This is a genomic window from Pelomonas sp. SE-A7 (assembly GCF_030345705.1).
Classification (GTDB): Bacteria; Pseudomonadota; Gammaproteobacteria; order Burkholderiales; family Burkholderiaceae_C; genus JAUASW01.
Genome location: NZ_JAUASW010000001.1, coordinates 536,123 through 549,213, shown reverse-complemented (window position 1 = coordinate 549,213; position 13,091 = coordinate 536,123). Strand labels below are relative to the sequence as shown.

Annotated in this window: 9 protein-coding genes; 4 read left to right on the top strand and 5 right to left on the bottom strand. The window is 68.6% G+C overall.

All coding sequences use genetic code 11. The features are described 5' to 3' along the window. Window positions 1-149 precede the first annotated feature (149 nt). Window positions 150-2,186, top strand: coding sequence for a sensor histidine kinase (locus QT382_RS02460; RefSeq protein WP_289252460.1), 2,037 nt, complete (start codon window positions 150-152; stop codon window positions 2,184-2,186). On the opposite strand, the gene QT382_RS02455 is transcribed toward QT382_RS02460, so the two are convergent. Continuing rightward, entirely contained in the window at window positions 2,183-2,965 is a 783-nt protein-coding gene (locus QT382_RS02455) for a substrate-binding periplasmic protein (protein WP_289252459.1), read from the bottom strand. The genes QT382_RS02460 and QT382_RS02455 overlap by 4 nt on opposite strands. Before the next feature lie 90 nt (window positions 2,966-3,055). On the opposite strand from QT382_RS02455, the gene QT382_RS02450 reads away from it, so the two are divergent. Then, the gene (locus QT382_RS02450) at window positions 3,056-4,969 is read left to right on the top strand and encodes a bifunctional 2',3'-cyclic-nucleotide 2'-phosphodiesterase/3'-nucleotidase (RefSeq protein ID WP_289252458.1); all 1,914 of its coding nucleotides are present in this window, start codon (window positions 3,056-3,058) and stop codon (window positions 4,967-4,969) included. A 62-nt stretch (window positions 4,970-5,031) separates the two neighbouring features. Here QT382_RS02450 and QT382_RS02445 read toward each other — a convergent pair whose 3' ends face one another. Both QT382_RS02445 and QT382_RS02440 read right to left on the bottom strand, forming a co-directional pair. Then, entirely contained in the window at window positions 5,032-5,328 is a 297-nt protein-coding gene (locus QT382_RS02445) for a flagellar basal body protein (protein WP_289252457.1), read from the bottom strand. Window positions 5,329-5,465: 137 nt separating this feature from the next. Then, a complete protein-coding gene (locus tag QT382_RS02440; RefSeq protein WP_289252456.1) occupies window positions 5,466-6,416 on the bottom strand; it encodes a GGDEF domain-containing protein in 951 nt (316 codons plus the stop codon). Window positions 6,417-6,653: 237 nt separating this feature from the next. Between QT382_RS02440 and QT382_RS02435 the strand changes: the two genes are divergently transcribed. Further along, on the top strand, window positions 6,654-9,761 hold the full coding sequence (locus QT382_RS02435) for an amidohydrolase family protein (RefSeq protein WP_289252455.1): 3,108 nt from the start codon (window positions 6,654-6,656) through the stop codon (window positions 9,759-9,761). Further along, entirely contained in the window at window positions 9,758-11,095 is a 1,338-nt protein-coding gene (locus tag QT382_RS02430; RefSeq protein WP_289252454.1) for an amidohydrolase family protein, read from the top strand. The genes QT382_RS02435 and QT382_RS02430 overlap by 4 nt, the downstream gene beginning before the upstream one ends. Here QT382_RS02430 and QT382_RS02425 read toward each other — a convergent pair. Next, window positions 11,080-11,568, bottom strand: a complete 489-nt coding sequence (locus tag QT382_RS02425) for a YybH family protein (RefSeq protein ID WP_289252453.1) — start codon at window positions 11,566-11,568, stop codon at window positions 11,080-11,082. The genes QT382_RS02430 and QT382_RS02425 overlap by 16 nt on opposite strands. Before the next feature lie 62 nt (window positions 11,569-11,630). Further along, the gene (gene sbcB, locus QT382_RS02420; protein ID WP_289252452.1) at window positions 11,631-13,073 is read right to left on the bottom strand and encodes an exodeoxyribonuclease I; all 1,443 of its coding nucleotides are present in this window, start codon (window positions 13,071-13,073) and stop codon (window positions 11,631-11,633) included. Window positions 13,074-13,091 lie beyond the last annotated feature (18 nt).

Here is a 13,091-nt window from a genome sequence, read left to right as displayed (position 1 = left end):
CCTAGGCGGGCCTTTTCTTTTGTCGCCCCGCGCATCGGGGACCGACGGCGCCATCAGGTCGGGCGCATACTGGCTCGGCCCGCCCGTTGGACGACATGCACGCAACGCGGCACGGCGTGGCAGTCGCGTTGCAGAAGTGGCAGGTTGTGATGAAGCCACCGTCTTCCGTGCTCAGCGAGTTGGAGCGGGCGCGCGAAATGGTTCTTGCTGGCCGCATGCCCGAGGCACGCCAGCTGCTGGACACGCTAGTCGGCTCGGCGCAGACCGACGCCGAGAAGCTGCTGTTGGACATAGGCCGACTCCAGCTCGAGCTGCGGGCCAACCCCAAGCTGAACGACGCCGGCACGCTGGCGGCCGCGATGCAGGCCCTGGACGGCGCGCAGAAGCTGCCCGAGCAACCACTGATCGAGGCCCTGGCCCTGTCCAATCTCGCCATCGTCCAGCTCCGGCTGCGGATCTACCATGCCGCCCTCTCCGGGCTGGAACGCGGCCACCTGCTGGCCGAGAAGACCGGCGACGCCCGGCTGGCCGGCCGCCTGCTCGCCACGCGCTGCTACGTGCTGCTGCAGGCCGAGCTGTATGCGGAGCTGGTGGGCCTGGCCGAACAGTTGCTGGAGCATCCGGAGCGCTTCGAAGCCCGCAGCCTGCACCATGTGCTGAACAACGCCGCCGTGGCCTGCACCAGCCAGGTCGAGCTCAGCAACGACTGGAACGACCCGCAGGCGCTGGGCGCCTCACCGCTGTGGCAGAAGGGCATGCGCTGGCATGCGCAGGCGCTTGCCCATGCGCGGCGCGAGAACCTGGCCTTCGAACAACTGCTCAGCTCGATCAACGTGATGCTCAGCGCCGCGCTGGCCGGTGCGGCCGACATGGCCCGCAAGCACCTGGCCGAGCTCCGCAAACCCGAGTCCAAGCCCTTGCTGGACCTGCTGGACGGCGCCGAGGAAGGCTGCGTGCTGGTGGAGCTGCTGCTGGCCTGGCAGGCCAGCCACACGCCGGCCGCCTGGACCGCCCTGCTCGACTTCGAGCGCAATCTCGACCGCAGCGGCGAGAACATGCGGATGGTGCGCGAGCATGCGCTGCGCGCGATCAGCCGTCTGGGTCTGTCGGCAGGCCAGCCGGATCGCGCCGTCTGGGCCAGCCAGCAGCTGCTGGCCCAGCAGCGGCAGCATCTGCAGGACATCAGCAACAGCCTGGGCCAGACCCTCGACGATGCATTGCGGCTGCAGCGCGTGCTGATAGACAACGAGGGCCTGAGCCGCCAGGGCAATGAGCTCGAACGCTCGCTGGCCCAGCGCAACAGCGAGCTCAACCTGGCGCTGAGCCGCGTGCAGGCCGAGGCCACGGTGCGCAAGGCCGCCGAAGCAGCGCTGCAGCAGGCCAATGAAGAGCTGGAGCTGCGGGTGCAGCAGCGGACCCAGGACCTGGAGCAGGCCTTGCGGCAGATCCTGCAACAGGAGAAGCAATTGGCCCTGGGCCGCGTGGTCGTCGGCATGGCCCATGAGCTGAACACGCCGCTGGGCAATGCCCGGATGGCTGCCTCGGTGATCCGCGAGCGCAGCGAGGAGCTGCTGCAGCTGCTGCAGGCCGGCCAGCTGCAAAAGCGCACGCTGGAAGCCACCACACACACGCTGCACGACTGCGCCACACTGCTGGACCGGGCTGTCGATTCGGCCGGCTCGCTGGTGCAGAGGCTCAAGACTCTGTCCACCGGGACGGTGGCCGAGCCGCTGAGCCGCTTCGACGTGGTCGGCCTGGTGCGCGACATGCTGCAGGTGCGTCAGGCCATGCTGTCCGAGCGGGCTGTCGATGCGCGGCTCGAAGGGCCGCAGGAGCTGATGCTGGAGGGCTATCCGCTGGCCTTGCAGGACGTGATCGGCGAGTTGATAGACAACGCGCTGAACCACGGACTCGACGGCAAGCGCGGCCGGCTGCAGTTCTCCATTGACCGCGAGAACAGCCTCTGCAGCCTGCGCCTGCAGGACACGGGACGAGGCATTCCGGCCGACGACCTGCCCAAGGTCTTCGACCCCTTTTTCAGCGGCCAGCTAGGCCGCGGTGGCGCGGGCCTGGGGCTGAGCGTGGCACGTACCCTGGTCGAGGAGCTGATGCTGGGTCGCATCGAGGTTCGCTCGCTGGGCCACGGCACCTGCGTGGAACTGCGCCTGCCCTGCGGCGGCGCCTAGGGCGAGGAGCAAGCCGGCGGATCGATGCCCAAAGTGCGCAAGCGGCCGGACCAGCGGGCGTCGCAACGCAAGCGCGGCAGTGCTTCGTCGAGCGCCTTGGCCAGTTCGTGTTGACCCGGCCGCAGCATCAGATGCCGGCTGAACTGGGACCGTCCAGGAAACTCGACCGCCATCACCCGGCCGACAAACTCGGGCAGAGCCGCCATGGCGGCATAGCTCAGCGTATTCATCTGCAGGAAGTCGACCCGGCGATTGCACAGGGCGCGCAGCAGATCGGTGGCACTGGTCGAGCTGTCCTTCTTGAGCCGGCCCTCGGCCAGCATGGCATCCAGGGCCGGGTAGCGGCTGCCCAGCATGGACCCGAAGCGCAGGCCTTCCAGCGGCTTCAGCGAATCCAGCGTCGGGGCCTCGCCATTGCGGAACACCAGCAGGTTGCGGTCCTCGAACAGCTTGGCGCTCCAGTGCCAGCGGTGCAGGCTGGCGTCGTCGACGAAGCTCGGGTTCAGGAACAAGACCACACCCTCGAATCCGGCCGGATCAGCCAGCGTGCGCCGGACCAGCTGGATGCGGGGCAGGTTGTGCAGCTTGAACCGGTAGCGGCCCTGCAACTGCCGGTTCAGCGCGTCGACCAGGTCCTGGGCCAGGCCGCTGCCATCGGCCTCGACAAAGGGCGGATAGGCGTAGGTGTTGTAGGCCGCCAGGCGTTGCTCGTCGGCTTGGGCGCGCGCGCAGGCGGCCCAGGCCGACAGCAGGATCAGTGCCTTGCCGATTGGGTGCATGCAGGAGTCAGGCTTGTCTGGCGGGCCATGGGCGGCCATTGTTGCGCTCGTCGCCGCCCGGCTCAAGTAGCACTGCTAGCATCGCCCGCCATGAAGTACCGCTCCTATTTCGCCGTCCTGACGCTGCTGCTCAGCCTGCCCCTGGATTCCTTCGCCGCCGAGCTGAGGCTGCGCATCCTGCAGACCACGGATGTGCACATGAGCCTGCTCGACTACGACTACTACCAGGACAAGCCCACGACCGACTTCGGCCTGGCCCGCACCGCGACCCTGATCGCCGCCGCGCGCACCGAAGCACCCAACAACCTGCTGTTCGACAATGGCGACCTGCTGCAGGGCAATCCGCTGGGCGACCAGATGGCCCGCATCACGCCGCTGCGCAAGGGCCAGGTCCATCCGGCCATCAAGGTGCTGCAGTGGCTCAAGATCGACGCCGCCAACATCGGCAACCACGATTTCAACTACGGCCTGCCCTTCCTGCGCCAGGTCATGGCCGGCGCCAAGTATCCCTACCTCAATGCCAACGTGATGCTGGCCGACCGGCCGGCCCAGCATGCCTTCAAGCCCTACGTCATCCTGCAGCGCGACTTCAAGGACGAGGCCGGTGCCCGTCAGAGGCTCAAGATCGGCGTGATCGGTCTGGTGCCGACGCAGATCATGATGTGGGACCGCCAGAACCTGGAGGGCAAGCTGGTGGCGCGCGACATGGTCGAGACCGCGCGCCGGCTGATTCCGGAGATCCGGGCGAAGGGCGCCGACCTGATCATCGTCATCGCCCACACCGGCTTGGACAAGGCCGAGGCCGGGCCCATGGCCGAGAACGTGGCCGGCCAGTTGGCCCAGGTGCCGGGCGTCGATGCGCTGCTGCTGGGCCATGCCCATGCCGAGTTCCCGGGCCCCGAATTTGCCGAGTACCCGGGCGCCGACATCAAGACCGGCCGCCTGTACGGCACGCCGGCGGTGATGCCGGGCCGCTGGGGCGACCACCTGGGCCTGATCGATCTGCGCCTGGACAAGGTCGAAGGGCGCTGGAAGCTGATCGACAGCCAAGCCAGCCTGCGCCCCATCCTGGACTCGCGCAGTCGCAAGCCCCTGGTCGAGGCCGCTCCGCAGATCGGCCAGCTGATCGCCGCGGAACACCAGGCCACCCTGGCCCATGTGCGCGCCGAGGTTGCGCGCAGCGAGGCGCCGGTGTTCAGCTATTTCGCCCAGGTGGCCGACGATCCCTCGGTGCAGCTGGTGTCCAACGCCCAGCTGGCCTACGGACGCCGCGTGGTCCAGGGCACGGCCTGGGAGCGCCTGCCCCTGCTCTCGTCCGCCGCCCCATTCAAGGCCGGCGGTCGCCAGGGCCCGGGCAATTACACCGACATCCCGGCCGGACCCATGGCCATCAAGAACGTGGCCGACCTCTACGTCTACCCCAACACCATCAAGCTGGTGAAGCTCAGCGGTGCCGAGGTGCGCGAATGGCTGGAGATGTCGGCCGGCCAGTTCCGCCGCATCGACCCCAAGGGCCCGGCCGAGCAGCCGCTGATCGACGAGGAATTCCGCTCCTACAACTTCGACACGCTGGACGGCGTGCAGTACGCAATCGACCTGACCCAGCCCGCCCGCTATACGCCGGAGGGCAAGCTGGTGGCACCGGACAGCCACCGCATCGTCGGGCTGAACCATGGCGGCCAGCCCGTGGACGACAAGGCCGAGTTCCTGGTGGTCACAAACAGCTACCGGGCCACCGGCGGCGGCAACTTCCCGGCCCTGAAATCGGACCGCATCGTGATCGACACGCCCGACGAGAACCGCGAGGCCGTGGCCGCCTACCTGGCCAGCCAGGCGCGCTTCAATCCCAGCGCCGACGGCAACTGGCGGCTGCTGCCGGTGCCGGGCGTCAAGCTGCGCTTCGTGTCCGGCTCGGGTGGCATCAAGTACCTGGACCGCATGCCGCAGATCCAGTTGCTGCGCGACCGCGGCGACGGCTGGGCCGACTACGAACTGAGGCCCTGACCGCGGCCCAGAAAAGCAAGAAGCCGGCAATGCCGGCTTTCTTGTTGAGGATCAGGGGGCGCTCAGGCCTGGATGTCCAGCAGCGCGCCCTCGGCCCGGACCTGGGTCTGCAGCACCCGCAGATTGGCGACGAAGGCATAGGTGGCAGACTTCTGCTCGACCATCTCGGTCGTCTCGGACACGCCGGGATTCTCCTCGGTGCGCGACTTGGCGCCTACGCCGCCGCCCGCCAGGCTGGTGAGCTCCACGGTCTCGCGCTTGAAGCCTTCGGTCTGCAGGTTGGCCACGTTGTGGGCCGACGCGCGCAACCGCTCGTTGGCGGCGGACATGCCGGACAAGGCGGTCGAAAGGCTGATCATCTTGGGAGGCTCCTGGAGGCGCGGAACCCTAAAACCGGGCTCCAGACCCCCCGACTATCGGCGATGTCGGCCAAAACTTTAAGAAAAAAGATGAAAAACCTGTGCTTTTCCGGCTTTGGCCCGGGCGGAAGTCACAGTCAGCCGGCCAGTTCCTCGAAGCCGCCGGCCGAAACAAAGACTCGCACCGAGTCGCCGCCGGCCGCCTTGCCCTCGGCACAGGCCAGGGCACCGGCACCCAGCACGGCGTCCACGGTCTCCAGCGTGGGCTGCAGCTGGACAACGCCGACGCAGGCCTTGACCCGGGTGCGGTGCAGGCCCCAGCGCAGCCGGAAGCTGGCGATGGAGGCACGCATCTTCTCGGCCACGATCTGGGCGTAGTGCTGGTCGCAGTCCGGCAGCAGCACGGCGAAATGGTCGTCGTCCAGGCGGGCCACCAGGTCGGAGGCCCGAACCTTGGTGATCAGCATCTGGCCCAGGCCGTAGAGGAAATGGTCGGCCACCTCGCTGCCCATGGAGGCGATCACCTCGCTGAACTTGTCCACGTCAACCCACAGCACCGACACCGGCTCGTGGCGGCGGCTGCCGACGTGATCCGACAGGCGGCGTTCAAATTCGCGGCGGTTGGCCAGCTCAGTCAGCGCATCGTGCTTGGCGGTCCAGGTCGGCTGCATGCGCATCTGGCGGGCGGCGGTCACGTCTTCGACGATCCACATGGCCTCGCCGCCGGGCTGGTCCCAATGCACCGGCGTGGCCTGCAGACGGCCCCAGAAGCGGCTGCCGTCGCGGCGCACGTACTCGACCTCCTCGTCCAGCGGACGGCCGGCCAGGAAGGCGGCGGCGGACTTGTCGACCAGGCCGCTGTGGGCGCCGTCCGACACATGCAGGGCCCGCACCGGCTCGCCCGACAGGTCGGTTTCATCGCCGTGGCCGAACAGATGGTTGAACTGCTCGCTGGCCAGCTCGATTCGATTGCCCAGCACGAAGGCTACGGCCAGCGGCGACCTCACCATCAGCGCCCGCATGCGAGCCGCGATCACCTCGTGCCCTGCACCATCGGCGGCGCCGTCCGTCTTGTTCTGGCTGCTCATGAGGTCTCCTGTTTTCGCGGGCGAAAAGCCTGTCCGTCTCCAACTATTGCAGGTGTACCCGTTTTGCTGTCTGACGGAAACCCCAATCGCCAAGCGCGGCGTGGCGCGCACAGCGCCCGGACGCCGCCGCCGGACCGTGGGCCCAGGGGATTTCCGCCATGTCGGCGCCCGGGGTTTCTCGGAAGAATGCCGCGACCCGCCGGCCACGCCAGGCCGGCCCAGCAAGGGAGCGAAGGAATGCAAAAAGCACAACACAAGCGGCAACGCCTGGCCGGACTGGTCGGCCTGGCGCTGTTGACCGGCGGCGTCGCCTGGGCCCAGAACGGCAGCGACCGGATCGAAGGCCTGCGCGACAACAGCCCGCGCTGGCATGCACTGACCGAGGCCCGCCTGGTGCTGGCCCCGGGCCAGGTGATAGAGAAAGGCACGGTGGTGCTGAAGGACGGCCAGATCGTCGCCGCCGGCGCTGACGTCGCCATCCCCAGCGGCGCCCGGGTCTGGAAACTGCCGGGACGCAGCATTTACGCCGGCTTCATCGACCTGTCCGCCACGGCCGGCGTGCCCGCCTCGCTGCGGGCCCAGCGCAGTGGCGCTGCTGCAGCGGCCACCGCGAATCCCGCCGCCCTGTCGGGCCGCGGCAGCAGCGCCCGCAATGCCCAGGTCCATCCGGAGCAATCGGTCGCCGCCCTGCTGGAACCCAAGGCCGACGAGCTGAAGGCCGCCCGCGAGCTGGGCTTCACCGCCGTGCTGGCAGCGCCGGCCCAGGGCATCTTCCGCGGCCAGAGCGCCCTGCTTGCCACCGGCGAAGGACTGGACGCCAAGAGCCTGGTGCTGGCCACCGACGTGGCCCAGCACATGTCGCACGAATTCGAGCGCGGCCGCAACGCCGGCTATCCGAGCTCGCTGATGGGCGCCATCGCCCTCGCCCGCCAGACCCTGCTCGATGCCCGCTGGTATGGCCAGCCGGCCGGGACCGGCGAGCGGCGCGAGTTCAACAGCTCGCTGGCCTCGCTGCAGCCGGTGCTGCAGGGCAAGCAGGCCGTGGTCTACCAGGCCGACGACGAGCAGGACTTCCTGCGCGTGGCCAAGCTGCGTGACGAGTTCGGCCTCAAGGTCGTGCTGCAAGGCAACGGCTACGAATACCGCCGCGCTGCCCAGCTCAAGGAGCTGGCCATGCCGGTGATCGTGCCCTTGAACTATCCGGCCGTGCCCGAGGTCGAGAACCCCGACCTGGCGGCCGACATTTCGCTGCAGCAGCTGCAGCACTGGGAGCTGGCGCCGTCCAATCTGTCGGTGCTGGCTTCCAGCGGCGTCGAATTCGCCATCAGCCCGCGCGGCCTGAGCGATGCCAAGCGCGACTTCTGGCCGCGCATCCGCCAGGCGGTCAAGCGTGGCCTCAGCCCCGATGCTGCCCTGGCCGGACTGACCACGGTGCCGGCCAAGCTGCTGGGCCAGCAGCAACGCCTGGGCAAGATCGCCGCAGGCCAAGCCGCCAACCTGATCGTCGCCAGCGGCGACCTGTTCGGCAGCGAGTCCAGCGAGATCGAGCTGGCCTTCGTCGATGGCCGGCCCTCGGCCACCGAGGCCTGGCAGCGCAAGGACGTGCGCGGCAGCTGGAAGCTCAGCGGCCAGGACAAGCCGCTGGTGATCGCCGGCACGCCGGCCCGGCCCCAGGCCAGGCTGGACGGCAAGAGCTGCGAAAGCCAGCTGCGCGGCGACCAGTTCTTCCTGCGCTGGCCTTGTGCCGGCGGCGAAGGCGGTGGCGCCTGGCAGCGGCTGCGAATCCAGGGCGAACGCCTGGTCGGCGACACGCTGACGGCCGAGCGCGAAAAGGCCCATCAGGACACGCCAGCCAAGCCCGAGCCCAAGGTCGAGCTGGCGGCGCTGCAGCGCTATCCGGCCGGTGCCTTCGGCATCAAGCAAGGCGGCGTGGCGCCCAAGCAGATCCTGGTACGCGGCGCCACGATCTGGACCAGCGGCCCGGCCGGCAAGCTGGAGCGGGCCGACATGCTGGTGCGCGACGGCAAGATCGTGCAGATCGCCAAGGAGATCGGCAGCGTCAGTGGCGACACCACGGTCATCATGGCCATGGACATGCACCTGACGCCGGGCCTGATCGACGCCCATTCCCACACCGCCATCGCGCGCGGCGTCAACGAAGGCTCCAGCTCGATCACCGCCGAGGTGCGCGTGGCCGACGTGATCGACGCCACCGACATCAACATCTACCGCGAGCTGGCCGGCGGCCTCACGGCGGCCAATCTGCTGCACGGCTCGGCCAACACCATCGGCGGCCAGAGCCAGGTGATCAAGCTGCGCTGGGGCCTCGATGCCGAGGCGCTGAAGTTCAAGGAGGCGGCGCCGGGCATCAAGTTCGCGCTGGGCGAGAACGTCAAGCAGTCCAACTGGGGCGACAGCAACACCACCCGCTATCCGCAGACCCGCATGGGCGTGGAGCAGCTGCTGCGCGACGCCTTCCAGGCGGCCCGCGACTACCAGGCCCGCATTGACGAGTGGAAGCGCAATCCCAAGGGCAGCGAGCAGCCGCGCCGCGACCTGCAGCTGGAGACCCTGGTCGAACTGCTGCAGCGCAAGCGCGAGATCCACATCCACTCCTACCGGGCTGATGAGATCCTGATGTTCACCAAGATCGCCAAGGAGTTCGGCCTGAAGGTGGCGGCCTTCCAGCACGTGCTCGAAGGCTACAAGGTGGCCAAGGAGATCGCCTCGATTGGCGCCGGCAGCTCCACCTTCAGCGATTGGTGGGCCTACAAGATGGAGGTCGTGGACGCGATTCCGTACAACGGCGCCATCATGCAGAAGGTCGGCGTCGTCACCAGCTTCAACTCCGACAGCAACGAGCTGGCGCGACGCCTCAATACCGAGGCGGCCAAGGCGGTGCGCTATGGCGGTCTGTCTGAAGCCGAGGCGCTGAAGTTCGTCACCCTCAACCCGGCCAAGCAACTGGGCGTGGCCGACCGCGTGGGCTCGCTGGAAGTGGGCAAGGACGCCGACTTCGTGCTCTGGAACGGCAACCCGCTGGCCACGACCAGCCGCGCCGAGCAGACCTGGATCGAGGGCCGGCTGTACTTCTCGCGCGGCGACGATGCTCGCATGCGCGAGCAGCAGCGCGCCGAGCGCGAACGGCTGATCGCCAAGGCCCTGCCGCTGCGCATGAGCGGCGCCGGCGCTGGCGCAGCAGCAGGCCGCACGGCCGGCAGCGAAGCCACACCCACCCAGGCCGACGAGGCCCGTCTGCAAGCCTGGCTGCACGAGCAGGCCCGCTATGCCGAGAGCTACGGCAATGGCGAATGGCATGAATGCACGGAGGAGGTCCACCAATGAAAACGATCACCATGAAGCGCCACCTGCTGGCCACTGCACTGCTCGCCCTGACGGCCTCCGTCGCGCAGGCCAACCCAAATGTGCCGCCGCCTGCGCAGAGCAAGCCGCTCCTGATCACCAACGCCACGCTGAACACGGTCAGTGGCCCGGTGGTGAGCAATGGCCGCATGCTGGTTGAAGGCGGCCGCATCAAGGCCATTGGCGGCGCCGAGCTGCAGGCCCCGGCCGGCGCCCAGGTGATAGACCTGCAGGGCCGCCAGGTCTATCCCGGCATGGTCTCGGCCAACACGGTGATGGGCCTGGTCGAGGTCAGCGCCGTGCGCGCCACGGTGGACACGGCCGAGACCGGCGCCGTCAACCCGAACGCCCGCGCCCTGGTGGCCATCAATGCCGACAGCGACATCATCCCGGTGACCCGCGCCAGCGGCGTGCTGACCGTGCTCTCGGTGCCGCAGCCGCGCGCCGGCATAGGCCTGGTGGCCGGCACCTCGGCCCTGGTGCAGCTGGACGGCTGGAACTGGGAAGACATGGCCCTGCGACCCGAAGTCGGCCTGCATGTGACCCTGCCGACGATGCGCAGCGCGAACAGCCTGTTCGCCACCGGCACCGACTCGCCGCGCGACGAACTGCGCCGCACGGTCAATGCCAAGCTCAAGCAGTTGGACGAGGTGTTCGAGATGGCAGCGGCCTATGCCAAGGCCAAGGCCGCCGACCCAAAGACCGCGCTGGACACCCGCTGGGAAGCCATGCTGCCGGTGGTGCGGGGCGAGCGCCCGGTCTTCGTCGATGCCGACGACCGCTGGCAGATCCGCCAGGCCCTGGACCTGGCCGAGCGCTTCAAGCTCAAGCTGGCGATCGTCGGCGGCGCCGACTCGGCCGCCCTTGCCGGCGAGCTGAAGGCACGTGACGTGGCCGTGGTGATCGGCTCGGTCAACCGCCTGCCGCTGCGCCGCGACGACGATGTGGATGCGATCTACCGCCTGCCCGGCGAGCTGGCCCGTGCCGGCGTGCGCTTCTGCATCGCCCGCGAAGACCGCGACCCGTCCAACGAGCGCAACCTTGGCTTCGAGGCCGGCCAGGCCGTGGCCCATGGCCTGAATGCCGACGAGGCGCTGAAGGCGATCACGCTCTACCCGGCGCGCATCCTCGGCGCCGAGAAGGAGCTGGGTTCACTGGAGGTGGGCAAGTACGCCACCTTCTTTGTGGCCGACGGCAGCCCGCTGGACATCCGCAGCGCCGTGCAGCGCATCTTCATCCAGGGCCGCGAGATCGAGCTGAAGGACAAGCAGACCGGTCTGCGCGACAAGTACCAGCAGCGCTACCACGCGCATTGAGCGCGGGGGGCCTCGGCGCGCGCCTTGTCGGCTTCGGTCGGCGGGCCGCCGCGGTCCATCACGATGCGCCAGCGGCCCGGTGCCTCCTGGCGCCAGACCGAGAAGAAGCGGCCGGTCAGCTCGCCCTTGGGATTCCAGACCGGCCCGGTGGAATGAGCCAGGGTTCCGTCGGCCAGCACCTCGACCTGGTCGGGCTCCCACCTAAACGGCGCCTCGGCGCCCTCGTAGAAGCGCTGCCAGAACTGCTTGACGGCGGCCTTGCCATGCAGAGGCTTGGGCCCGCTGAAGAACAGGGTGTTGTCGGCCAGCAGCCGCTCGAAGCCGGCCAGGTCGCGCTTCGCCATCGAGGCGGCGAATTCGCATTCGGTGTTCCAGACCTGGCGCTTCAGCGCCTCCAGGTCCTGGGCCAGGGCCGCCGTCGAGGCGAGCGTTGCCATCGTCATCAGCAGCAGCGGAACGGTCTTCAAGCGCATGGGGGACTACTCCTTGTGAAACCGGCGCCGATTCTGCTCAGCGGCGACGCGCTGGCAGGAAGTCAGGCCGGCGGTGCGATCTGTTCGGCCCAGTCGTAGAGCGCGCCCAGGATGTCCTGGCCGCGCTCGTCGGCCGTTTCGCTGAGCGCATCGACCTTCTCGAAGAAAGCTTGCAGGGTCTGCGCCCCGCCCTCGCCCCGATGCAGCCGCGCGGCGCAATGCGCTTGCCAGCGCTGGCGCTCTTCGCCGGACAGGGTCTCGGCGAAGTTGCGGGCCCGCCAGCGGAACACCAGTTCCTCGAGCCGGCCGTCCTGGAACGTCAGCTTGCCCTCGGCGGCACGCTGGGCGATCTGCTCCGGCGTCATGCCCAGCAGGCGTTGCAGGGCCCGGCGGTCATCGGGGCTCAGGAAGCCGCCGTACAAGTCCTCGTCCACATCGGCCCCGCCCTCGCCGCCGGGGCGCTGGAACACCTCGCCCCAGAGCCCGTCCAGCAGGCGGCCCTTTTCCATCAGCAGCTGGGCATGGCCCAGGCCCTGCTCGATGTCCAGCCCCCAGCGCTCGGCCATGGCCGGCGACAGCGTCTTCAGATTGGCTATCACGACCGGCGACTTGTTGACGTGGATGGACTTGATGGGCAGGCGCGTCACGCCCTCGGGCAAGTCGTCCTGGCGAGTGAACATGCGCTCGCGGATGGTGGAGGCATTGAGCGTCAGCAACTCGGTGGGATCAACGCTGCAGTCCCACACGACCAGCTCGTTCTTGTTGGTCGGATGCGGGGCCAGCGGCCAGACCAGGGCGATGCAGCCGCGCTCCGGCCCATACATGCCCGAGACATGCAGAAAGGGCTTGCCCACGCCGATCTCGGCCCAGACCGCCTCCTTCTTGCGCAGCTTGAGGCAGAACTCCCAGAGCTTGGGCTGCTTGTCGCGCAGCAGCCGGGCCAGGGCGATGGTGGCGCGCACGTCGGACAGTGCATCGTGGGCCGCCTCGTGCAGCAGGCCGTTGGCCACGGTCAGGTGCTCCAGCTTGAACGAAGGCCGGCCGTCCTCGTGCCTGGGCCACTGGATGCCATCCGGCCGCAGCGCATAGGCGCAGCGCACCACGTCGAGCAGGTCCCAGCGGCCGCAGCCGTTCTGCCATTCGCGGGCATAGGGATCGCGCAGATTGCGCCAGAACAAAAAGCGCGTGACCTCGTCGTCGAATCGGATGCTGTTGTAGCCCAGGCCCACGGTGCCGGGTCTTGCCAACTGGTCTTCGATGGCGGCGGCGAACTCATGTTCTCTCAAGCCCTGCTCGGCGCAGAGCTGGGGCAGGATGCCGGTCAGCAGGCAGGACTCGGGGTCGGGCAGGCTGTCGGTCGGCGGCTGGCAGTACACCATCAGCGGCTCGCCGATCTCGTTCAGCTGCTCATCGGTGCGGATGCCGGCGAACTGGGCCGGCCGGTCGCGGCGCGGCACCCTGCCGAAGGTCTCGTAGTCGTGCCAGTAGAAGCTCAGGTCTTGCATGGCCGGCACGATAGCAGC